We start from the raw sequence: 22629 nt of genomic DNA on the forward strand, positions 1-22629 counted from the left end.
GACCGGCCCCGCACCTCGGCCCGCCGGAGGCGTCAGCGCCCCCGGCCGCCCCTGCCCCGGCGTCCGCGGCCCTGGTCCGGCTCGTCGTCGTGCGGTCCGAGGAGTTCGTCCGCGAGGGAGGGCAGGTCGTCCAGCGGTGTCTCCTCGGCCCAGTCGGACCGGCGGCGGCGCGGCGTCCCCTCGTCGTCGACCTGGGGCATCTCCCGCGTACGGTCCTCGGTGCCGTCGGGCCGGGCGGCGGGGGCGTCCTCGCGGAAGTAACCGGGCGGCACCCGGTCCGCCGGTTCGTCCCCACGCACCGGCGGAAGCACGGCCGTCTCCTCGGCGTCCCCCGGCCGGACCGGAGGCAGCACCGCTGTCTCCTCGGCCTCCCCGGGCCGCACCGGAGGCAGCACCGCCGTCTCGTCGGCAGCGCCCGGGGCGTCCCGGTCGGGCACCTGCGGCAGCACCTCGGTCTCGTCCCCCGCGCGAGGCGAGAAGGGCGGCAGGGCGTCGGTCTCGTCCCCGGCCGCCGGCGGCACGGGCGGCTTCGGCAGCTGGGCCGTCACCTCCGCCTCGGACTCACCGGGGGCCCGGCCGCCGTCCGAGCGCTGTTCCTCGTCCCGCACCGGGCGCAGCACGGTCGTGTCCTCACCGGCACCACCCGGTGTCACCACCGGCGTGGGCACGGTCGCCGCGTCCTGGGCGGCCGCGGGACCCGCCGCGCTCTTGCGAGCGGAGTTCTGCGGGGCGGCGTTCTTCGGCCCGGCCTCGGCCGCCGCGGCAGCCGCCTCCGCGAGCCGCCGGGCTTCCTCGGCCCGCAGCAGCGCCGCCTCGGCCTTGCGCTGCTTCTCCAGGCGGAGCGCCTCGGCCTCGGCACGCAGGCGTGCCTCCTCCTCGGCCTGCTTGCGGCGCCGCTCCTCCTCCGCCTTGCGGCGGGCCTCCTCCTCGGCGCGTGCCTTCTCCTCCGCGAGGAGCCGGGCCCGCTCCTCCTCGGCCTTCCTGCGCGCTTCCTCGGCCCGGCGGCGGGCCTCCTCGGCCTGCCGTTCGGCCTCGCGGCGCTGCGCCTCCTCCAGCTCGCGGCGCTTGCGCTCCTCCTCCTCGGCGCGCAGCTTGGCGAGCTGCTCCTGGCGCTCGCGCTCCAGGCGCTCCTCCTCGGCCTTGCGGGCGGCCTCCTCCTCGGCCTTGCGGCGGGCCTCCTCCTCGGCCTTCCTGCGCGCCTCCTCCTGGGCCTTGATCTCGGCCTCGGACAACGGCAGCACCTGGTCGAGGCGGTGCCGGATGACGGTCGTGACCGCCTCGGGCTCCTGGCCGGCGTCCACCACCAGGTACCGCCCGGCGTCGGCCGCCGCCAGGGTGAGGAAACCGGCCCGCACACGCGCGTGGAACTCGGCGGGCTCCGATTCCAGCCGGTCCGGCGCCTCGGTGAACCGCTCGCGCGCGGTCTCCGGCGCGACGTCCAGCAGCACGGTCAGATGCGGCACCAGTCCGTTCGTCGCCCAGCGGTTGATCCGGGCGATCTCGGTGGGCGAGAGGTCACGGCCGGCGCCCTGGTAGGCGACGGACGAGTCGATGTACCGGTCGGAGATGACGACGGCGCCGCGCTCCAGGGCGGGCCGTACGACGGTGTCGATGTGCTCGGCCCGGTCGGCCGCGTACAGCAGTGCCTCCGCGCGGTGCGACAGGCCCGCGCTCGACACGTCCAGCAGGATCGACCGCAGCCGCTTGCCCACCGGCGTGGCCCCGGGCTCGCGCGTCAGCACGACCTCGTGGCCCTTGGCGCGGATCCACTCGGCGAGCGCCTCGGCCTGCGTGGACTTGCCGGCTCCGTCGCCGCCCTCCAGGGCGATGAAGAAGCCGGTGGCGGCGGCGCCCTGCTCCGGGTCGTCACCGCCGAGCAGCGCGTCCTTCAGGTCCTGTCGCAGCGGCACACCGGACCGGTCGTCGACCTTGGCCAGCACCAGCGCGGCGACGGGCAGCAGCAGGGCGCCGGTCAGCATGAGTGTGAAGGCCGCGCCGCCGTGCGCGAAGACGAACTTGCCGCTCTCCAGCCGGTGCGGCCCGATCGCCGCGGCCACCAGGGGGGCGATCACGGCGCCGAGCGCCACGCAGACCCGGACGACCGCGTGCAGGTGTTCCGTCGTGCGGGGGCGCCGGTTCTCCTCGGTCTCCTGGTCGAGCAGGGTGTGCCCGATGTTCGCGGACAGGCCCGCGCCGACGCCGGCGAGCGCGAGGATCAGCAGCACGGTGGTGACGTCCGGGACCAGCCCGGCGGCCAGCAGGGCGACACCGGTGAAGGCGATCGTCAGCGCGAGCAGCCGGCGGCGCGACAGGGAGGGCACGAGGGCGGGCGCCGTACGGATGCCGACGACCACGCCGCCGGTCAGCGCGGCCACGAAGAGGCCGTAGAGCACGGGGCCGCCGCCCAGGTCCTTGGCGTGCAGCACGGCCACGGCGACGGCGGACGACACCGCCGCCGCAACGGCGGCGCAGGACAGGACCAGCAGCGGCATCGCGCCGGTGCGGCCCCTGTCGGGGCCCGAGGTGGTCTTCGGACGGCGCAGCCCCTCGAGCGGCGACCGCGCGCGCGGGGTGCGCGTGCCCGGCAGCTCCAGGAAGGTCAGCACGGACAGGGACGCCGCGAACAGTCCGGCGGCCACATAGGAGGCGAGGGCCGCCTGGTGCTGGCCGAACCAGTCGATGCCGGCGCCGAGCAGGTTGTTGAACAGGGACGCGATGATCAGCGCGAGGGCCGCGAGGGGGATCGCCGCGAAGCCGGTGCGCAGCGACAGCCGGCGCAGGGCGTCCATGTGGTCGGGCAGCGGCCGGACCGTCGCGCCCTCCGGCGGCGGCGCGGGGAGCAGTGCGGGGGCCGCGCTCTCGCGGCACACGGTCCAGAACCGCTCGGCGACCCCGGTGACGAAGGCCGTGACGAGGAGCACCGCGAGCGCGTTCTCCGGCGTCCAGTCGATCCACAGGGGCGCGACGATGAGCAGTGCCGCGCGCAGCCCGTCGGCGCCGACCATGGTCCAGCGGCGGTCGAGCGGGCCGTCCTGCGAGGTGAGCGCGGAGAGCGGGCCGAGCAGCACGGCGCCGAACAGCAGCGTCGCGAGGATGCGCACCCCGAAAACGGTCGCCACTGCGAACGCCACGCCCCGGTAGCCGCCCCCGAACGAGGCCTCCGCGACGGCCGCCTGGACCGCCAGCAGGACCAGCACGAGGAGGGCCAGGGTGTCCCCCACACCACCCACGAGCTGTGCGCTCCACAACCGCTTCAGCTGCGGTCGTCGCAGCAGGGCGCGGACGGCACGCTCGCGGGAATCCGCGACCAGGGCGTCGTCGGGGGCGGGCTGAGGGGCCGTTGGGTGGTCGGCTCGCGTCATGCGTTCAGCCTATCCGGAGCCACCGACACCCCGGAGGGCGCGGGCTGGCATGCGCACGCCCCGACACCGAAGTGTTGCCGGGGCGTTCGCTTTCCGAACCCTGGGCGAAGAACCGGACGCGACGGTCCGGTTTCCGGACAGAGCCCGAACGACCTCGTCCCTCCGCGGACTTGAAGGCACATCGGCCGCCCGGTGCGGCGCCGCACAGTGCCGCGCGGACCTGGAGACGCATCCGCCGCACGGTGCGCCGCCCAGTCCTCCACGGACCTGGAGGCGCACCCGCCGCACGGTGCGCCGCTCAGACCTGCACGGGCCTGGAGGCACATCCGCCGCACGGTAAGCCGCTCAGACCTGCACGAGCCTGGAGGCGCATCCGCCGCACGGTGCGCCGCTCAGTCCTCCGCGGGCTTCGTGGCGGTCGCCGTCTTGGCGGCCGTCTTCTTCGCGGTGGTGGCCTTCTTGGCCGTCGTCTTCTTCGCGGTGGTGGTCTTCTTCGCCGCGGTCTTCTTGGCCGTCGTCGTCTTCTTGGCCGGCGTCTTCTTGGCCGCCTTCTTCGCGGTCTTCTTCGCCGGCCCCTTGGCACGCTTCTCGGCGAGCAGCTCGAAACCGCGCTCCGGGGTGATCTCCTCGACGCTGTCGCCGGAGCGCAGGGTCGCGTTGGTCTCCCCGTCGGTGACGTACGGGCCGAAGCGGCCGTCCTTGACCACGACCGGCTTCTCACTGACCGGGTCGGTGCCCAGCTCCTTCAGCGGCGGCTTCGCCGCGGCCCGGCCACGCTGCTTGGGCTGGGCGTAGATCGCCAGCGCCTCCTCCAGCGTGATCGTGAAGAGCTGCTCCTCGTCCTGCAGCGAGCGCGAGTCCGTGCCCTTCTTCAGGTACGGGCCGTAGCGGCCGTTCTGCGCGGTGATTTCCTGGCCCTCGGCGTCCGTACCGACGACCCGCGGCAGCGACATCAGCTTCAGGGCGTCGTCGAGGGTGACCGTGTCCAGGGACATCGTCTTGAACAGGGACGCCGTGCGCGGCTTGACCGCGTTCTTGCCCGTCTTCGGGGTGCCCTCGGGGAGGACCTCCGTCACGTACGGGCCGTAGCGGCCGTCCTTGGCGACGATCGTGTGGCCGGTGGCCGGGTCCGTGCCCAGCTCGTAGTCGCCGCTCGGCTTGGCGAGCAGCTCCTCCGCGAGATCGACGGTGAGCTCGTCGGGCGCCAGGTCGTCGGGGATGTCGGCGCGCTGGTGCTGCTCGGTGTCCTTCTCGCCGCGCTCGATGTACGGCCCGTAGCGACCGACCCGCAGCACGATGTCGTTGCCCACCGGGAACGACGACACCTCGCGCGCGTCGATCGCGCCCAGGTCGGTCACCAGCTCCTTGAGGCCACCGAGGTGGTCCCCGTCGCCGTTGCCGGCTTCCGCCGCGCCGCCGATGCCGTTGGCCTCGCCGAAGTAGAAGCGCTTCAGCCACGGCACGGCCTGCGCCTCACCGCGGGCGATGCGGTCGAGGTCGTCCTCCATCTTGGCGGTGAAGTCGTAGTCGACGAGCCGCCCGAAGTGCTTCTCCAGGAGGTTGACCACGGCGAAGGACAGGAAGGACGGCACCAGGGCCGTGCCCTTCTTGAACACGTAGCCGCGGTCGAGGATCGTGCCGATGATCGACGCGTACGTCGACGGCCGGCCGATCTCGCGCTCTTCCAGCTCCTTGACCAGGGAGGCCTCGGTGTAGCGGGCCGGGGGCTTGGTGGCGTGCCCGTCGACCGTGATCTCCTCGGCGCTCAGGGCGTCACCCTCGGAGACCTGCGGGAGCCGGCGCTCGCGGTCGTCCAGCTCGGCGTTCGGGTCGTCGGCGCCCTCGACGTAGGCCTTCAGGAAGCCGTGGAAGGTGATCGTCTTGCCGGACGCGCTGAACTCGACGTCCCGGCCGTCGGCCGCCGTGCCGCCGATCTTCACCGTGACGCTGTTGCCGGTGGCGTCCTTCATCTGGGAGGCGACGGTCCGCTTCCAGATCAGCTCGTACAGCTTGAACTGGTCACCGGTCAGCCCGGTCTCGGCGGGAGTGCGGAAACGATCACCCGAGGGACGGATCGCCTCGTGGGCCTCCTGCGCGTTCTTGACCTTCCCGGCGTACGTCCTCGGCTGCGGCGGCAGGTAGTCGGCGCCGTACAGCTGTGTGACCTGGGCGCGGGCGGCGGAGACCGCCGTGTCGCTCAGGGTCGTGGAGTCCGTACGCATGTAGGTGATGTAGCCGTTCTCGTACAGCTTCTGCGCGACCTGCATGGTGGCCTTCGCGCCGAAGCCGAGCTTGCGGCTGGCCTCCTGCTGCATCGTCGTCGTACGGAACGGGGCGTACGGCGAGCGGCGGTACGGCTTGGACTCGACGGAGCGCACGGCGAACCGCGTCTGCTCCAGGGCGGCGGCCAGAGCGCGGGCGTTCGCCTCGTCGAGGTGGAGGGTGTTCGCGCTCTTCAGTTGCCCCAGGGAGTCGAAGTCGCGGCCCTGCGCGACCCGCCTGCCGTCGACGGTCTGCAGGCGCGCGACCAGCGACGACGGGTCCGACGAGTCTCCGGCGCGGCCGGTCGCGAAGGTGCCCGTCAGGTCCCAGTACTCAGCCGAACGAAAGGCGATGCGCTCGCGTTCCCGCTCCACCACGAGCCGGGTGGCGACGGACTGGACACGACCCGCGGACAGCCGCGGCATGACCTTCTTCCACAGGACCGGCGAGACCTCGTAGCCGTAGAGGCGGTCGAGGATGCGGCGGGTCTCCTGGGCGTCGACGAGCCTCTGGTTGAGCTGGCGCGGGTTGGCCACGGCGGCCTGGATCGCGGCCTTGGTGATCTCGTGGAAGACCATCCGCTTGACCGGGACCTTGGGCTTGAGCACCTCCTGGAGGTGCCAGGCGATGGCCTCGCCCTCGCGGTCCTCATCGGTGGCGAGGAAGAGTTCGTCGGACTCCTTCAGCAGGTCCTTGAGCTTCTTGACCTGCGCCTTCTTGTCGGCGTTGACCACATAGATCGGCTGGAAGTCGTGTTCGACGTCCACACCGAGGCGGCGGACCTCGCCGGTGTACTTCTCGGGCACCTCGGCGGCGCCGTTGGGAAGGTCGCGGATGTGCCCGACGCTCGCCTCGACGATGTAGCCGGGGCCGAGATAGCCCTTGATCGTCTTCGCCTTGGCAGGCGACTCGACGATGACGAGTCGGCGGCCGCCCTTCGCGGTCTCGCTGGTCGGGGACAACTTCGCTCTTCTCTCCGGTCGACGCTGGGGCCTCCCCGGAGTCGCTTACCGGGGCTGGGTACGTGGTGACGCTGCGGAGTGTGACGGTACATCCCGCCCCCGTGTCAAACGGGAAAAGCCCGCAACGGCCACTCGAACGGTAACCCGACTACCACCAATCCTGCCGCCCGGAGTACCGGGAGCGGGAGCCGTCCTGCGCGGAGCGCTATCCCTCGGTTACCGGCAGGCGCGCCGCCCGAGCGGGCGTCAGAGGCGGGTGAAACACCATGCCGCGCTCGCCAGGGCGAGCACCGCGACGACGCTCGCGACGGTCGCCGACGCGACCGGACTCGCGCCCTGGGCGACGGGCAGGTGCCGACGCGCGCGTGTCACGGTCCAGGCCAGCAGGGCGCCTCCGAACAGGGAGAACACCACTCCCGTGAAGATCGCCGGTGCACTCTCCATGACCCGCCGCGCCCCTTTCCCCCGGTCCGCGCATCCCTGGCGAGGGGAGGCTGACACGCGCGGGCGGCGGGCAGGCGAACCCGAGGTGAACGCCGGGGCGACGCGGCGGTGGATCAAGGCCTTCCGGTTCGTCGTGACCCCTTTCGGCCGCGGTGTTCAAATCGACTCGAATTTGTTGGCGAGCCCCTCGGCGCCGGTCTCCCCTTCCCCTCGGGCCCCGGTCTCCCCTCGGCCCCCCGGGGTCTCCCCTCCCCTCGGCGCCCCGGTCTCCCCACGGCGGGCCGTCCGGGAGAGTCAGGCGGGCCGTCCGGGAGAGTCAGGCGGGCCGTCCGGGAGAGCCAGGCGGGCCGTCCGGGAGAGCCAGGCGGGCCGTCCGGGAGAGTCAGGCGAGCCGTCCGGGAGAGCCAGGCGGGCCGTCGGGGAGAGTCAGGAGACGGGTTCCAGGAAACCCTGCTCGACCAGCAGCCGGATCTGGGCCGGGGTGCGGTCGCGCAGCAGCACCGGGTCCTCACCGATCAGCTGGGCGATGGCGTCGAGGATGCGGCCCGCGCTCATCGTGCCGTCGCAGACACCGGCGAAGCCCGCGCCGACCGTGTCCACCCGGGTCGCCCGGCGCATGCCGCGGTTCTGGCGCAGCACGACATGCTCGGGGTCCTCGGCGCCGGGCAGCCCGACCTGCTCCTGCACGATCTCGGCGGCGAGCCGGAAATGCCCTTCGAGCAGGGCGGCGTCGTCGTGGTCGCGCAGGTGGTCGAGCCGGGCGAAGTGGGCCCGGATGGTGTCACCGAGCGGCTGTTCGACCGGGTGCGGCCACTCCTCCACCGTGAGCGAGGGCACGGCCGCGCCCGTCTTGCGCAGGGTGATCCAGCCGAAGCCGACGGCCTTCACCTTGCGCGCCTCGAACTCGTCGAGCCATGCGTCGTACCGCGCCTGGTACTCCGCCGGGTCGCCCTGGTGGTCGCCGGCGTCCCGCAGCCACAGCTCGGCGTACTGATTGACGTCCTGCACCTCGCGCTGCACGATCCACGCGTCGCAGCCCCGGGGCACCCATGACCTGAGCCTGTCCTGCCAGTCCTCCCCTTCGACGTGCTGCCAGTTGGCGAGGAACTGCGCGAACCCGCCCTCGTTGAGCCGTTCCCCTGCCTCCTGAACGAGCGTGCGGCACAGATCGTCCCCGCCCATCCCGCCGTCGCGGTAGGTGAGGCGGGCGCCGGGCGAGATCACGAACGGCGGGTTGGAGACGATCAGGTCGTACGTCTCGTCGCCCCGGACCGGTGTGAAGAGGGAGCCCTCGCGCAGCTCGGCGGCGGCGGCGCCGGACAGCGCCAGCGTGAGGGCGGTGATGTGCAGGGCGCGCGGGTTCAGGTCGGTGGCCACCACGCGCGTGGCGTGCTGTGCGGCGTGCAGGGTTTGGATGCCGGAGCCGGTGCCGAGGTCGAGCGCGGCCCCGACGGGCGTACGGACGGTGATGCCGGCGAGGGTCGTGGAGGCGCCGCCGACTCCGAGGACGACCCCTTCCTCCCGCCGGCCGATGCCACCGGCGCCGCCCACCGCGCAGCCGAGGTCCGAGACGATGAACCAGTCCTCGCCGCCGGGCCCGCCGTAGGGCCGGACGTCGACGGTGGCGGTGAGTTCCTGCCCGCCGGTCCGGGCCAGCCAGCCGGTCTCCAGGCAGGCGTCGACCGGCAGGACCTCTGCCACGCGCGCGTGCGGCACGGGCTGCTGGAGCAGGAACAGCCGGACGAGCATCTCCAGCGGCGTGTCCCCGCGGGTCGCCCGGAGTGCGGGCACCGTCTCGCTGCGGGCCAGCGCCGCGTACGCGGGCGCCCCGAGCAGTTCGAGCAGTCCGTCGGCGGTGAAGGAGGCTGCGAGCAGGGCGTCCCGGAGCCGGGCGGCGACATCCGGACGGTCGGAGGCGGGCAGCGGGGGCAGGGGTGACTGACTGGCGTTACTCACGCCCCCCATTGTGGCCGCCGGGGCGCGGGTCGCACGTGCCCGTGCGGGGGCGAAGCGCCCCTGCCGCCCGGTTCCCGGCCTCTCAGCTCTGGGTGGCTCCGGCCGACGCCGTGGCCGCCTTGCAGCTGGACTGCTGGGCCATCGCCTGGCCGACCTCGCCCTCCTCCAGGTTCCTGAGGGCGTCGTTGCCGCTCTGGCTCAGCTTGTCCAGCTCGGTGGCGATGTCCTTCAGACCATCGGCGAATTTGCCCTGGTCCTTGGTGTCGAGCTCGTCGACCTGCTTCTTCAGGGAGGCGTACGAGGCGGAGATCGCGTTGAGTTCCTTGACCGCGTCCTGCTGCTTCTTCTCGCCGTTCTCGACGTCGGGCGCCCCGGCCTTGTTCACGGCGGTCCCGATCGCCTTGTAGGCGTCGGACATGTCCTGGAAGGCCTGGGCGTCGGTCTTCTGGACGTCCTTCGGCGTGCTGTTGTCCGAGGTCTCCTTCTGGATCGCGGCATTGGCCGACTCGATCTTCTTGGCCTGCGGCTGTACGGCGTCACAGACCTGCTTGGCCCAGGAGTCCAGTTTGTCGTTGCTGTCGTCGCCGCCGCAGCCCGACAGCGCCAGTACCAGTACCGCACCGCCGGACAGTGCGGCCGCGAGCTTCTTGTTCACCGGATTGGTCCCTTCCATGGCTCTCGGCCCCGGAACATACACGCCAGATGCACGACAACCGCACGCCGAGCATCCAATAAAACCGTTTTGTAACCTTTTGCACCAAGCGAGAGAAGGCTCACGCGTGATCGTGTACCCACACAGCGCGGGCGGGCGACGCGTCAACACGCGCCGCCCGCCCGCACCTTGAGCTGGGGCTGGGGAACCTCCCTACGAAACCACCGCCGGATCTGCCGACTTGGGCTCCGAGCCGGCGTTGTCTTCGTCACCCATGGCGATTCCGCGCCGCTTTGACACGTACACCGCCCCGGCGATCACGAGGAACGCGAGGACGGCGACCAGGATCCGCACCCCGATGCTCCTGTCCGGGCCGTAGGAGAACTTGATCACCGCGGGTGCGATGAGCAGCGACACCAGGTTCATGACCTTCAGCAGCGGGTTGATCGCGGGACCCGCGGTGTCCTTGAAGGGGTCGCCGACCGTGTCTCCGATCACGGTCGCTGCATGGGCCTCGCCGCCCTTGCCCCCGTGGTGGCCGTCCTCCACGAGCTTCTTGGCGTTGTCCCAGGCGCCGCCGGAGTTGGCGAGGAACACCGCCATCAGCGTGCCCGCGCCGATCGCGCCCGCGAGGAACGCGCCGAGTGCCCCGACGCCGAGCGTGAACCCGACGAAGATGGGCGCCATCACGGCCAGCAGACCGGGCGTGGCCAGCTCGCGCAGGGCGTCCTTGGTGCAGATGTCGACGACCTTGCCGTACTCCGGTTTCTCGCTGTAGTCCATGATCCCGGGCTTCTCGCGGAACTGCCGCCGCACCTCGTAGACCACGGAACCGGCCGACCGGGACACGGCGTTGATCGCCAGACCGGAGAAGAGGAAGACGACCGCCGCACCGACGATGAGACCCACGAGGTTGTTGGGCTGCGAGATGTCCATCATCAGACTCATCGGGGCGCCCTCCCCGCTGAGTTTCTCGCCCACGTCCCGCGCGCCGGTGATGATCGCGTCGCGGTACGAGCCGAACAGCGCCGCCGCGGCGAGCACCGCCGTGGCGATCGCGATGCCCTTGGTGATCGCCTTGGTGGTGTTGCCGACCGCGTCCAGGTTGGTGAGCACCTGTGCGCCCGCGCCCTCGACGTCGCCGGACATCTCGGCGATGCCCTGCGCGTTGTCGGAGACCGGCCCGAAGGTGTCCATCGCGACGATGACACCGACCGTGGTGAGCAGGCCGGTGCCGGCCAGCGCCACCGCGAACAGCGCCAGCATGATCGACGTACCGCCGAGCAGGAACGCCCCGTACACGCCGAGGCCGATCAACAGGGCGGTGTAGACGGCGGATTCGAGACCGACGGAGATACCGGCCAGGACGACGGTGGCCGGACCGGTGAGGGAGGTCTTGCCGATGTCCCGCACGGGCCGGCGGGTGGTCTCCGTGAAGTAGCCCGTCAGTTGCTGGATGAGGGCGGCGAGCACGATGCCGATGGCCACCGCGACGAGCGCGAGGATCCGCGGATCGCCGTCCTTGCCCTGGATCGCGGCGTCGGTGACCCCGTCGAGCTCGGAGTACTTCCCCGGCAGATAGACGAAGACGGCCACTGCCACCAGCACCAGGGAGATCACCGCGGAGATGAAGAAGCCGCGGTTGATCGCGCTCATGCCGCTGCGGTCGGCCCTCCTCGGCGCCACCGCGAAGATGCCGATCATGGCGGTGACCACACCGATCGCCGGCACGAGCAACGGGAAGCCGAGCCCCACGTCGCCGAACGCCGCCGAGCCCAGGATCAGCGCGGCGACCAGCGTCACGGCGTACGACTCGAAGAGGTCGGCCGCCATGCCCGCACAGTCGCCGACGTTGTCGCCCACGTTGTCGGCGATGGTCGCGGCATTGCGCGGATCGTCCTCCGGAATGCCCTGCTCGACCTTGCCGACCAGGTCGGCGCCGACGTCGGCGGCCTTGGTGAAGATTCCGCCGCCGACACGCATGAACATGGCGATCAGCGCGGCCCCGAGGCCGAAGCCCTCGAGCACCTTCGGCGCGTCGGCCGCGTAGACCAGCACCACGCAGGAGGCACCGAGCAGGCCGAGGCCCACCGTGAACATACCGACCACGCCACCCGTCCGAAAGGCGATCTTCATCGCCTTGTGCGAGACGGCGGTCAGATCCTTTTCCGGCTCGCCTTGAGCCGGAGTGGCTTCACGCGCCGCCGCGGCGACACGCACATTGCTGCGCACGGCGAGCCACATGCCGATATAGCCGGTGGCCGCCGAGAACGCCGCTCCGATCAGAAAGAACACCGACCGTCCGGCACGCTGACTCCAGTCGTCCGCGGGCAGCAGCATGAGCAGGAAGAACACGACCACGGCGAATACGCCGAGCGTGCGCAGCTGACGGGCCAGATAGGCGTTGGCCCCTTCCTGCACCGCCGCCGCGATCTTCTTCATGCTGTCGGTGCCCTCGCCGGCCGCGAGTACCTGGCGCACCAGGACGCCCGCGACCGCCAGCGCCGCCAGTGCGACGACCGCGATGACCACGATGAGAACGCGGTTGCCATCGGTCAGTACGGCGGCTGCGAGGTCTGTGGGATGGCCCGACTGTTGTGAGAGGGAAAGCCCCGCCATTCGTCCTCCTTGACGCTTGGGCTGAGCTCAAGATGTGGACGGGATTGTAGGTACCGGAACCTGATCAAAACAGAGCGCGATAAACGGAATTGGCCTTCCGAGGTAATGCCCTGAAAGCATTCCGGGGCTGCCGGTGAGCACGCGAATGATCGTGAACGAATTCACGCGATGAACGGCACAGGAACTACTGTAAAGGCGAGCACTGACACCCGCACATGACGAAGGGCCCCACGGGTGGTGGGGCCCTTCGGAAGAACGGGTGCGAGCGGTGGCGGTCAGACCAGAATCGTCGGCGGCGGCGTGGTCGGCCAGGTCATCTTGATCAGTCCGCCGTGCTCTCCGGCGCTGACCTCGACGTCGTCGACGAGGCCACTGATGACCGCGAGGCCCATCTCGTCCTCGTCGGCCTCACCGTCGGGGTCGCCGGGTCCGGCGCCCGGCGCGCGCTCACCGGCCACCGCGTGCGCGGCCTCGTCGCCGACCTCGATGGAGAACTGCTTCTCCTCCTCGATCAGCAGCACCTTCACCGGCGACGAGATCCCACCGGTCTGGTGCAGCCCGACGGCCCGGGTGCACGCCTCACCGACGGCGAGCCTGACCTCGTCGAGGACGGCCTCGTCCACCCCGGCCCTGCGCGCCACCGCTGCCGCCACCAGCCGGGCGGTCCTGACGTGCTCGGGCAGCGCGCTGAAGCGGAGCTCAACGGTGGCCATGCAACCCCCTCGCAATCACGGGCGTGCTGTCGAGGGGCTCCGGGCCGCCGAAACCCGGGCCCCCTCGGTCTTCACTTTCGCCGGACATCGGCCGCCCCGGGCCGAGGGCCCGGGACCGGCGTCAGTCGGTGGCCGCAACCGCTTCCTCGACCGAGGTGTGAATCGGGAACACCTTGGTGAGACCGGTGATACGGAAGATCTTCAGAATGCGCTCCTGGTTGCAGACCAGGCGCAGTGAGCCCTCATGGGCCCGCACACGCTTCAGGCCGCCGACCAGCACGCCGAGTCCGGTGGAGTCGAGGAAGTCCACGCCCTCCATGTCGACGACAAGGTGGAAACTGCCGTCGTTCACCAGCTCGACCAACTGCTCGCGCAGCTTGGGCGCGGTATATACGTCGATTTCGCCACCGACCCTGACGATCGTGCGATCGCCCATGGTTTCGGTCGACAGGGACAGGTCCACGGATCCTCCAGCACCTTGCTATCGAGCGGTCGCCCTAGGGGCATTCGGCTTCAGCCCCTGGACGCTTCGCCAGCCGCGATGGCATTCAATCACTTACCGGCAGGCGTGCACGACGCCTTGGCTCCATTGTCCGTCACGCCAGTGACACACTCGGTGCCGATGGCCAAGAATCACCGATCCGATCGAACCCCGACGGACCCCGCCTCCCGGCCCGCGCCGGGCGCGGTCCTGGACCGGCTCGCGTCCGGTCCGAGCAGGGCTTCGCGCATTACTCATACGGAGCACTTGCCCCCGCGTGCGGGTCGCCATGCCGTCTGGCCCGACCGGATCCGCCCCGAGGTCGTGGCGGCCGTGACGGCCGCGGGCATCCAGCATCCCTGGGCCCACCAGGCACGGGCGGCCGAGCACGCCCTGGACGGCGAGTCGGTCGTGGTCGCCACCGGTACCGCCTCCGGCAAGTCCCTGGCCTACCTCGTGCCCGTCCTGTCCACCCTCATGGACGGCGCCGAGGCCCCGAACGGCCGGGGCGCGACCGCCCTCTACCTGTCCCCCACCAAGGCGCTCGCGGCGGACCAGTGCCGGTCCGTGAAGGAACTTTCACACCCCTTGGGCCATGCGGTACGCGCCGCCGTGTACGACGGCGACACTCCGTTCGAGGAGCGCGAGTGGATCCGCCAGTACGGCAACTACGTCCTGACCAACCCGGACATGCTGCACCGGGGCATCCTGCCGTCCCACCCCCGCTGGGCCTCCTTCCTGAAGTCGCTGAAGTACGTCGTGATCGACGAGTGCCACACCTACCGCGGCGTCTTCGGATCACACGTCGCCCAGGTGCTGCGCCGGCTGCGCCGGCTGTGTGCCCGCTACGGCGCGTCGCCCGTGTTCCTGCTGGCCTCGGCGACGGCCGCGGAACCCGCGGTGGCCGCTCGCCGCCTCACCGGCCTGCCGGTGCTGGAGGTGGCCGACGACGCCTCCCCCCGTGGTGAACTGGTGTTCGCCCTGTGGGAGCCGCCGCTGACCGAGCTGCACGGCGAGAAGGGCGCCCCCGTCCGCCGTACGGCCACCGCGGAGGCCGCCGACCTGCTGACCGACCTGACCGTGCAGGGCGTGCGCTCGGTCGCCTTCGTCCGCTCCCGGCGTGGCGCCGAACTGATCTCGGTGATCTCCCAGGAACGTCTGGCCGAGGTCGACCGGTCGCTGTCCCGGCGTGTCGCGGCGTACCGGGGCGGCTATCTCCCGGAAGAGCGGCGCGCTCTCGAACAAGCCCTCCATTCGGGTGAACTGCTGGGCCTCGCCGCGACGAACGCCCTCGAACTCGGCATCGACATCTCCGGCCTCGACGCGGTCGTCATCGCCGGCTACCCGGGCACCCGGGCCTCCCTGTGGCAGCAGGCGGGCCGGGCCGGACGGGCCGGCCAGGGGGCGCTGGCCGTCCTGGTCGCCCGCGACGACCCGCTGGACACCTTCCTCGTCCACCATCCCGAGGCGCTGTTCGACCGGCCCGTCGAATCGACCGTGCTCGATCCCGACAACCCCTACGTGCTGGCCCCGCACCTGTGCGCGGCCGCCGCGGAACTGCCCCTGACAGACGAGGACCTCGACCTGTTCGGCCCGGCCGCCGAGGGCCTGCTGCCCCAGCTGGAGGCGGCGAAGCTGCTGCGCCGCCGCACCAGGGCCTGGCACTGGACCCGCCGTGAGCGCGCCGCCGATCTGACGGACATCCGCGGTGAGGGCGGACGTCCGGTCCAGGTCGTCGAGACCGGCACGGGCAGGCTGCTCGGCACGGTCGACGCCGGCGCCGCGCACTCGACGGTGCACGAAGGGGCGGTCCACCTTCACCAGGGCCGCACCTACCTGGTGCGGTCGCTGGACCTGGAGGAATCCGTCGCCCTCGTCGAGGAGGCCGCCCCGCCGTACTCCACGGTCGCCCGCGACACCACGTCCATCTCCGTCCTGGAGACGGACGTGGAGGTCCCCTGGGGCGATGGCCGCCTCTGCTACGGCTCCGTCGAGGTCACCAACCAGGTCGTCTCCTTCCTGCGTCGTCGGCTCATCACGGGCGAGGTCCTCGGCGAGACGAAACTGGACCTCCCTCCTCGTACGCTGCGCACGCGCGCCGTGTGGTGGACCGTCACCGAGGACCAGCTGGACCGCGCCCGGATCGATCCGGAGATCCTCGGCGGCTCGCTGCACGCCGCCGAGCACGCGTCGATCGGCCTGCTGCCCCTCTTCGCGACGTGCGACCGCTGGGACATCGGCGGCGTGTCGATCCCGCTCCACCCCGACACGCTCCTGCCCACGGTCTTCGTCTACGACGGCCACCCGGGCGGCGCGGGCTTCGCGGAGCGCGCCTTCCACACCGCCCGCACCTGGCTGACCGCCACCCGCCAGGCCATCGCGTCCTGCGAATGCGACGCCGGCTGCCCGTCCTGCATCCAGTCCCCCAAGTGCGGCAACGGCAACGACCCGCTGCACAAGAGGGGGGCGGTGCGGCTCCTCACCGTGCTGCTGGAGGGAGCCCCGGAGGAGAAGCAGCCGGGGGACGAGGCGCCAGGGGGCGAGACGGCGGGGGACGAAACGGCAGGGGACGGGACTGCAGGGAGCGAGGCGCCCCGGCGGTCGCCGGGAGACGCAGCGGAACCGTCGGAGGCCCCGCCCGCGCCCTGACCTCCACCGTGAACGGCCCCCACCCCGACGCCGCCGTCACGTCGGAGATCTCCCCGGCGACCTCGCACCGCACCAGCCGCACGCCCTGCGCCCGGGCCACCCGCCCCGCCCGGCCGCAGGCCGTCGCACCCCCGTCGGCCCAGTGGTCCGCCGCCGCGAGCGCCGCGAGATCGGCGCCGCCCGCCGCACGGTGCCGGACGACCACGGCCTGCCCGAGCGCGAGCACCACACCGAAGACCACGCACAGCACGGCGATCGCTCCGACGCTCCACACGGTGGCGGAGCCGCGGTCCGAACCGGCGCTCCGGCCCCCGACCGATCCCCGCCCCGACCCCGCCTCCACTCCGCACGCGCTCACGTGCCCCACCGCCCCCACCGCCTCCTCACCGGCGCTCCCGCCCCCGGCGGATCCCCGCCCCGACCCCGCCTCCACTCCGCACGACTCACGTGCCCACCGCCTCCTCCACCGATGCCACGGCCTCCTCGCGCACGGCGAAGGAGAGACCACGCAGCACCGGCGGCTCGGCCACAACGGTCACCCGGACGTGCTCCGCGTCCCGCCTGACCGTCACCTTCGCGCCGGGCGGTGCCGCCTCCCGGGTCAGTTCCACGACCGCGCCGGGCGGGTCCTGTCGGGCCGCCGCACGCGCGCCCGTCCGCGCCGCGTCCACGCACTGGATCTGTGCCGCCACCACCAGCAGCCCCCACACCAGCGCCATCGCGAACATCACCAGCACGGGCAGCACCACGGCCGACTCCGCCGTGACGAAGCCCCGGTCAGCGCCCCGCTCACATCCGCGCATTGAGGGCGCCCTTCACGATGTTCTGCAGCTCCGCACTGACCGGGCCGCTCGTGACGACCTTGTAGAGCACCACGGCGAACGCCACCGCGGCGACGATTCCCATCGCGTACTCGGATGTGACCATCCCCGCGTCCCGCCGCGCCGTACGCATCCCGCACACCAGGGCACACAGCCGTGCCCGTACCGCCTGATACATCTCAACCCCCGTAGGAAAGAGTCCGAACTTCGTTTTTTCGTCGTGTCGTTCACTGGTTCCGGGTCCGCTGCCGTGTCATCCACCACCTCCTCCGAGCGCCCCGCCCGCGAGTCCGATCACCACGGGCAGCACGCCGACCGCGATGAACGCGGGGAGGAAGCAGAGCCCGACCGGCGCGCTGACCATCACGCCCGCCCGGCGTGCCCTGGCCGTCGCGGCGCGGCCCCAGTCGGCCCGGGCGTCCGCGGCGAGCCGTGCGACCGGAACCGCCGCGGGCAACCCGGACACATCGGCCCGTTCGAGCAGCCGGGCCAGACCTCCGGCGCCCGGCAGGGCTCCCAACCTCCGCCAGGCCGAGCCGGGTTCGCCGCCCAGCCGTACCTCCGCCGCACCCCGGGCGAGGGCGTCGCCGACCGGTCCGCCCAAGGCCTCACCCACCGCCTGGGCCGCGACGACCGGGCCGGCGCCCGCCGCGATGCACGCCGCCAGCAGGTCGGCGGCGAGGGGCAGTTGCCGGGCCGCCTCCGCGAGTCCGGGCGCGCCCGGGTCCGCCTCGGCCGTGTCCCGCCTCAGCCGCCACCGCCACACGACCACCGCGCCGACGAGGCCCACCGCGGCCCCGGCGAGGCCTCCGACCAGCACCCATCCGGCGCATGCCACGCCCACGGGGGCCGACCACCTCCGTGCGGCCCCGCGCCATTCCGGCCGGGGGACGGCGACCGCCGCTTCCCGGACGCCGGCCAGCTCGGTCAGCCGCCGGCGGATCCTCCGGCGGCGCCGCGCCCGCACCAGCCGACGCACCACCCATACCGCGGCCAGGGCCATCCCCATGGCCGCCCCCAGCCTGTGGACGGCTTCCCCGCTCACGCCGCCTCCTCCGCGCCCCGCACGATCCGCCGCACCCACCACAGCCCCGCGCCCTCCAGCGCTCCGCCCGCCGCAAGACAGCCCAGGCCCGCCCCGGTGTGCAGCAGGACGTGGAGGGGGTCGGCGCCCAGGGCGGTGCCGATGAGAAGCCCCAGCGCCGGCAACCCGGCGAGCATCACCGCCGTGGCCCGGGCGCCCGCCAACTGGGCCCGGAGGTCCTGCTGTTGGTCACGCTCGGCGCGCAGGGCCGCGGCGAGCCGGTCGAGTCCGGCCGCGAGTCCCGCGCCCTGGTCCACGGCCACCCGCCAGCACGCCGCGAGTCCCCGCAGCCCCTCGGCACCCGGTTGCCGTGCCGCGGTGGCGAGCGCGTCCGGGACGTCACCGCCGAACCGCGCCGCCGCCAGCACCGTGGACTGCGCGTCCCCGAGTCCGTCGCAGTCCCGGGCGGCCCGGAGCAGCGCCTCTCCCGGCTGTCGCCCGGCCCGCACCTCGCCGGCGAGCGCCCCGCACAGCGCGATCACCGCGTCCGTCCGGCGTTCCCGGTCCCGCCGCGCCCAGGCGGCCAGCCGGGCCCGTCGCAGCAACGGCACCCCGGCCGCTCCCAGGACGGCCGGCAGCACCGACGTCCCGAGCACTGCCAGCAGCAGTCCCGCCACCGGCGACCACCACTCGGCGCGCAGCCGCCCGCGGACCCGCCACAGCCCGTCGGCCGTCCACCACCACCCGGGCGACGCCCTTCCGGTGTGGCCGCCCTGCGCGAGCAGCAGCCGCGCCCGCCTGGCCGCCTCCTCGCGTTCGCCCAGCATCCAGACAGCGGCCCCCATGCAGGCCACGGCCGCACCCACCGACATCTCGGACGCCCCGGTCATGTCGCACCCCCTCCTTCACCCGGCTCCATGTCACTCGCTCCGTCCCGCAGCAGTGCCCTCAGCCGCTCCCATCCGCGCTCGCGGCCGAATGCCTCCGCGCCCCACCGCAGCGCCGGCACCGTCCGCACCAGTCCCGAGGCGTCCCGCTCCAGCACGTGCACCTCGGCGATCCGCCGCCGCCCGGCCCGGTCGCGCACCAGGTGCAGCACCACGGAGAGGGCTGCCGCCAACTGGCTGTGCAGTGCGGCCCGGTCCAGTCCCGCCGCCGTGCCGAGGGCCTCCAGGCGGGCCGGCACATCGGCGGCGGCGTTGGCGTGCACCGTCCCGCAGCCGCCCTCGTGGCCCGTGTTCAACGCGGCCAGCAGATGCACCACCTCGGGCCCGCGCACCTCGCCCACGACCAGCCGGTCCGGCCGCATCCGCAGCGCCTGGCGCACCAGGTCCTCGAGGGTGACGAGGCCTGCGCCCTCCTGGTTGGCGGGTCTGGTCTCCAGCCGCACGACGTGCGGGTGGTCGGGCCGCAGTTCCGCCGAGTCCTCGGCGAGGACGATCCGCTCGCCCGGCCCCACCAGCCCCAGGAGGGCACTCAGCAGCGTGGTCTTGCCGGTGCCGGTGCCGCCGCTGACGAGGAAGGACAGCCGGGCGTCGAGCAGGGCGCGCAGCATGCGATCCCCGCCCGGCGGCACCGTGCCCGCCGCGACCAGCTCGCCGAGCGTGAAGGCGCGCGGCCGGACGACCCGCAGCGACAGGCAGGCGCAGCCCACGGCCACCGGCGGCAGCACCGCGTGCAGCCGCGTCCCGTCGGGCAGCCGGGCGTCGGCCCAGGGCCGGGCGTCGTCCAGCCGGCGACCCGCCACCGCGGCGAGGCGCTGGGCGAGACGCCGCACGGCCGCCGCGTCCGCGAACCGCACCGGCGTCAGCTCCAGTCCGCCGCCCCGGTCCACCCAGACCCGGTCCGGGGCCGACACCAGCACGTCCGTCACCGACGGATCGGCGAGGAGCGGCTCCAGCGGCCCGCTTCCGACCAGCTCGGACCGCAACTGCGCGGCCGCTCCGAGGACTTCGGCGTCCCCGAGGACCCGTCCCTGCTCCCGCAGCGCCTGCGCCACGCGTGCGGGCGTCGGCTCGGCCCCGCTGTCGGCCAGCCACCGCCGCACCCCGTCGAGCAGTGCCGCGCCCTCCAGTGCGGCCGGGGTGCTCACGCCGTACCCGCCTCGACGAGTGCGCGCTCCCAGAACTCCTTGCAGAAGCGGGCGAGCGGTCCTCGCGGGGCGGCGCCCGGTGGTGCCGTGCCCTCGTCCGGGCGGGACAGGCCCGGCTCGGCCGGCACCTCGCCGACCAGGGGCAGTCCGAGTAGGCGGGCCACCTCACGGTCGTCGAGACCCGGTGGGTACGGCCCGCGCACCGCCACCCGCAGGTCCCGCAGGACCATGCCGACCGCGGAGGCCACCCGCCCGGCGGCGGCGACGGCCCGCAGCTCGGCCGGCACCACCAGCAGGCCCAGGTCCAGTTGGGAGAGGACCTCGGCGACGCCGTCGTCGATCCGGCGCGGCAGGTCGACCACGACGGTGCCGCCCCGGCGCCGGGCCGCCGCGAGCACGGCGCGCACCGCCTGCGGCGGGACCGCGATCCGGTCGCCGCGGTCCCAGCTGAGCACCCGCAGTGCGTGCAGCTCGGGCAGCGACTCCTCCAGGGCTCCGCCGCCGACCCGTCCGCGCGAGGAGGCGAAGGCGGGCCAGCGCAGTCCTTCGGCCGTCTCGCCGCCGAGGAGGACGTCGAGTCCGCCGCCCAGCGGATCGGCGTCCACTAGGAGGGTGCGCAGCCCCTCCCGCGCGGAGGTGACGGCGAGGGCGCAGGCGAGCGTGGACGCTCCGGCCCCGCCCCGGCCGCCGATGACGCCGACGGTGAGGGCGGGCCGGCCGACTCCCTCGGCCACGTCGGCGATCCGGTCGACCAGCCACTGCTCGCCGTCGGGAAGCATCAGGACGTGCTCGGCGCCGATCTCGACGGCCCTGCGCCACACCCCCGAGTCGTCCTGGTCCCGGCCGACGAGGACGACGCCCCTTCTGCGGGCGGCCCCGCGCACCCGCCGCGCGGCGTCGTCACCGACCAGGACGAGCGGTGCGGCCTCCCAGCTGCCTCTGTGCTCCGGCACTCCGTGGTGCACTTCGGGTGTGGCGCCGGCTGCCGCGCACAGGCGGAGCAGATCGTCGAGAAGTTCGGTGTCCTCGGTGACGATCAGCGGTCCCCCTTGCCGCCCTCCGGCGGCCGGCGGCGGATCGTGTGTGACGGTTCCGGCCACGGTTTCCAACCCCCTTCGCTGCATGACTCGCAGAGCCACTGCGGCCCCGCGATTCCCATACGTGGGAAGAACCGACAAGCGGTCTCCCTCTGAACGGCCGACAGAAACCGGCCAAACGCTCCCCGGGTACTCGGAACCGGCCAGGAACTCGCCGCGAGCGGGACGCGCTGGAATCACGGTGCAGCGATCCCGGAAATCGTGTGGATCTTGGTGGATAACTGTGGACGTGCCGGGAGTTGTGAATATCGCCGTCACCCATACCGGTGAGCCACTCAGCGCCTGTGTACGACCTCCACAGAGCAGTCCGACGACTACACGCCGTTACAGGTCATGCACATGACAAGACCCTGCCGAAAGCCACGCCCCAACGGTTGCGAGGCCGCGCTGAGGAGGAAAAACCCACCCGGACATGCGACGACCCCCGCCGGGGGGGAGAGCGGGGGTCGTCCCCACGGCCGACTCGGGGGGGGGAGGAGTCGGGCCGGGTTAGCACGGTCGCGAACGATCCGTGACTTCCATGGTGTACCCGAGAGCCTTCTCAGGCAAACCCACGCGCCCCACCTTACGCCGAATGGGCTGCCCCTATGCTCTGGGACGTGGAAAACCACTCGCTGCCCCGCACAGCCGCCTTCTTTGACCTGGACAAGACGGTCATTGCGAAGTCGAGCACGCTCACGTTCAGCAAGTCGTTCTACCAAGGCGGTCTGATCAACCGCAGGGCCGTCTTGCGTACCGCATATGCCCAGTTCGTCTTCCTCGCCGGCGGCGCGGACCACGACCAGATGGAGCGCATGCGCGCATATCTGTCGGCCCTGTGCCGCGGCTGGAACGTGCAGCAGGTCAAGGAGATCGTCGCCGAGACGCTGCACGACCTGATCGACCCGATCATCTACGACGAGGCCGCCTCCCTCATCGAGGAGCACCACACCGCCGGCCGCGACGTCGTGATCGTGTCCACGTCGGGCGCGGAGGTGGTCGAGCCGATCGGCGAGCTGCTGGGCGCGGACCGCGTGGTCGCCACCCGCATGGTCGTGGGCGACGACGGCTGCTTCACCGGCGACGTGGAGTACTACGCCTACGGACCGACCAAGGCGGAGGCCATCAGGGAGCTGGCCGAGTCCGAGGGATACGACCTCAGCCGCTGCTACGCCTACAGCGATTCGGCGACCGACGTGCCGATGCTGGAGTCCGTCGGCAATCCCCATGCCGTGAACCCGGACAGGGCGCTGCGCCGCGAGGCCCTCGCGCGCGGGTGGCCGATCCTGGACTTCCACCGCCCGGTACGGCTCAAGCAGCGCATCCCCGCGTTCGCCGTACCGCCGCGCCCGGCGCTCGTCGCCGTCGCCGCGATAGGCGCCGCGGCGGCCACCGCGGGACTCGTCTGGTATGCGAACCGGCGCCGGGCGACGGTCGCTTGACCTGCGGCGACACCGCTTCTTGTGTGAACCCGAAAGTAAAGAAGTACAGCCTGGGCTTCCGCTTGTTGCGGGGC

At 72.6% G+C, this 22629-nt stretch carries 16 protein-coding genes and 1 pseudogene; 2 read left to right on the forward strand and 15 right to left on the reverse strand.

Annotated elements, in window-relative coordinates; genetic code table 11:
• Positions 1 to 32: 32 nt before the first annotated feature.
• From tmk to bldG, 8 genes are all read right to left on the reverse strand, one after another.
• Complete coding sequence (gene tmk / locus ACFV20_RS16700; protein ID WP_385657108.1) at positions 33 to 3362, reverse strand: dTMP kinase; 3330 nt, start codon at positions 3360 to 3362, stop codon at positions 33 to 35.
• Positions 3363 to 3754: 392 nt separating this feature from the next.
• On the reverse strand, positions 3755 to 6586 hold the full coding sequence (gene topA, locus ACFV20_RS16705) for a type I DNA topoisomerase (RefSeq protein ID WP_385657111.1): 2832 nt from the start codon (positions 6584 to 6586) through the stop codon (positions 3755 to 3757).
• A 246-nt stretch (positions 6587 to 6832) separates the two neighbouring features.
• Positions 6833 to 7030, reverse strand: a complete 198-nt coding sequence (locus ACFV20_RS16710) for a hypothetical protein (RefSeq protein WP_385657113.1) — start codon at positions 7028 to 7030, stop codon at positions 6833 to 6835.
• 426 nt (positions 7031 to 7456) lie between these two features.
• Complete coding sequence (locus ACFV20_RS16715; protein ID WP_385657116.1) at positions 7457 to 8995, reverse strand: methyltransferase; 1539 nt, start codon at positions 8993 to 8995, stop codon at positions 7457 to 7459.
• Between the two features lie 73 nt (positions 8996 to 9068).
• On the reverse strand, positions 9069 to 9659 hold the full coding sequence (locus ACFV20_RS16720; protein ID WP_385657119.1) for a small secreted protein: 591 nt from the start codon (positions 9657 to 9659) through the stop codon (positions 9069 to 9071).
• Positions 9660 to 9851: 192 nt separating this feature from the next.
• Entirely contained in the window at positions 9852 to 12257 is a 2406-nt protein-coding gene (locus ACFV20_RS16725) for a sodium-translocating pyrophosphatase (protein WP_385657122.1), read from the reverse strand.
• 275 nt (positions 12258 to 12532) lie between these two features.
• On the reverse strand, positions 12533 to 12970 hold the full coding sequence (locus ACFV20_RS16730) for an ATP-binding protein (RefSeq protein ID WP_385657125.1): 438 nt from the start codon (positions 12968 to 12970) through the stop codon (positions 12533 to 12535).
• 121 nt (positions 12971 to 13091) lie between these two features.
• The gene (gene bldG, locus ACFV20_RS16735) at positions 13092 to 13433 is read right to left on the reverse strand and encodes an anti-sigma factor antagonist BldG (protein ID WP_003991900.1); all 342 of its coding nucleotides are present in this window, start codon (positions 13431 to 13433) and stop codon (positions 13092 to 13094) included.
• Positions 13434 to 13511: 78 nt separating this feature from the next.
• Here bldG and ACFV20_RS16740 point away from each other — a divergent pair, with 78 nt between their 5' ends.
• Positions 13512 to 16100, forward strand: coding sequence for a DEAD/DEAH box helicase (locus ACFV20_RS16740; RefSeq protein ID WP_385657128.1), 2589 nt, complete (start codon positions 13512 to 13514; stop codon positions 16098 to 16100).
• A 40-nt stretch (positions 16101 to 16140) separates the two neighbouring features.
• Here the strand turns inward: ACFV20_RS16740 and ACFV20_RS16745 are convergent.
• The 7 genes and pseudogenes from ACFV20_RS16745 to ssd all read right to left on the reverse strand — a co-directional run.
• Positions 16141 to 16608, reverse strand: a pseudogene (locus tag ACFV20_RS16745) (Rv3654c family TadE-like protein); the annotation flags it as partial.
• Positions 16544 to 16903 carry a TadE family type IV pilus minor pilin gene (locus ACFV20_RS16750; RefSeq protein WP_385657131.1) on the reverse strand — a complete coding sequence of 120 codons (360 nt, stop codon included), beginning with the start codon at positions 16901 to 16903 and terminating at the stop codon, positions 16544 to 16546. The pseudogene ACFV20_RS16745 and the gene ACFV20_RS16750, both read right to left, overlap by 65 nt.
• Entirely contained in the window at positions 16890 to 17099 is a 210-nt protein-coding gene (locus tag ACFV20_RS16755) for a DUF4244 domain-containing protein (RefSeq protein WP_385657132.1), read from the reverse strand. Before ACFV20_RS16755 ends, ACFV20_RS16750 begins: the two co-directional genes overlap by 14 nt.
• Positions 17100 to 17174: 75 nt before the next feature.
• Positions 17175 to 17966 (reverse strand): type II secretion system F family protein, encoded by a 792-nt coding sequence (locus tag ACFV20_RS16760; RefSeq protein WP_385657135.1) that lies wholly within the window; start codon positions 17964 to 17966, stop codon positions 17175 to 17177.
• Positions 17963 to 18835: a type II secretion system F family protein gene (locus ACFV20_RS16765; RefSeq protein ID WP_385657138.1), complete on the reverse strand. Its 873-nt coding sequence runs from the start codon at positions 18833 to 18835 to the stop codon at positions 17963 to 17965. Before ACFV20_RS16765 ends, ACFV20_RS16760 begins: the two co-directional genes overlap by 4 nt.
• Entirely contained in the window at positions 18832 to 20037 is a 1206-nt protein-coding gene (locus ACFV20_RS16770) for a TadA family conjugal transfer-associated ATPase (protein ID WP_385657141.1), read from the reverse strand. Before ACFV20_RS16770 ends, ACFV20_RS16765 begins: the two co-directional genes overlap by 4 nt.
• Entirely contained in the window at positions 20034 to 21137 is a 1104-nt protein-coding gene (gene ssd, locus ACFV20_RS16775) for a septum site-determining protein Ssd (protein WP_385657143.1), read from the reverse strand. The genes ACFV20_RS16770 and ssd overlap by 4 nt, the downstream gene beginning before the upstream one ends.
• Positions 21138 to 21721: 584 nt before the next feature.
• Here ssd and ACFV20_RS16780 point away from each other — a divergent pair.
• On the forward strand, positions 21722 to 22555 hold the full coding sequence (locus ACFV20_RS16780) for an HAD family hydrolase (protein WP_385657146.1): 834 nt from the start codon (positions 21722 to 21724) through the stop codon (positions 22553 to 22555).
• The last annotated feature ends 74 nt before the right edge of the window (positions 22556 to 22629 follow it).

The sequence above is a fragment of the Streptomyces sp. NPDC059696 genome (assembly GCF_042733745.1).
GTDB lineage: Bacteria > Actinomycetota > Actinomycetes > Streptomycetales > Streptomycetaceae > Streptomyces.

Excerpts from the sequence above, each read along its gene's own strand:
- tmk (WP_385657108.1), bottom strand. The coding sequence starts at position 3,362 with ATGACGCGAGCCGACCACCCAACGGCCCCTCAGCCCGCCCCCGACGAC.
- ACFV20_RS16710 (WP_385657113.1), bottom strand. The coding sequence starts at position 7,030 with ATGGAGAGTGCACCGGCGATCTTCACGGGAGTGGTGTTCTCCCTGTTC.
- ACFV20_RS16715 (WP_385657116.1), bottom strand. The coding sequence starts at position 8,995 with ATGGGGGGCGTGAGTAACGCCAGTCAGTCACCCCTGCCCCCGCTGCCC.
- ACFV20_RS16720 (WP_385657119.1), bottom strand. The coding sequence starts at position 9,659 with ATGGAAGGGACCAATCCGGTGAACAAGAAGCTCGCGGCCGCACTGTCC.
- ACFV20_RS16725 (WP_385657122.1), bottom strand. The coding sequence starts at position 12,257 with ATGGCGGGGCTTTCCCTCTCACAACAGTCGGGCCATCCCACAGACCTC.
- ACFV20_RS16730 (WP_385657125.1), bottom strand. The coding sequence starts at position 12,970 with ATGGCCACCGTTGAGCTCCGCTTCAGCGCGCTGCCCGAGCACGTCAGG.
- ACFV20_RS16740 (WP_385657128.1), top strand. The coding sequence starts at position 13,512 with ATGGCATTCAATCACTTACCGGCAGGCGTGCACGACGCCTTGGCTCCA.
- ACFV20_RS16750 (WP_385657131.1), bottom strand. The coding sequence starts at position 16,903 with ATGCGCGGATGTGAGCGGGGCGCTGACCGGGGCTTCGTCACGGCGGAG.
- ACFV20_RS16755 (WP_385657132.1), bottom strand. The coding sequence starts at position 17,099 with ATGTATCAGGCGGTACGGGCACGGCTGTGTGCCCTGGTGTGCGGGATG.
- ACFV20_RS16765 (WP_385657138.1), bottom strand. The coding sequence starts at position 18,835 with ATGACCGGGGCGTCCGAGATGTCGGTGGGTGCGGCCGTGGCCTGCATG.
- ACFV20_RS16780 (WP_385657146.1), top strand. The coding sequence starts at position 21,722 with ATGCTCTGGGACGTGGAAAACCACTCGCTGCCCCGCACAGCCGCCTTC.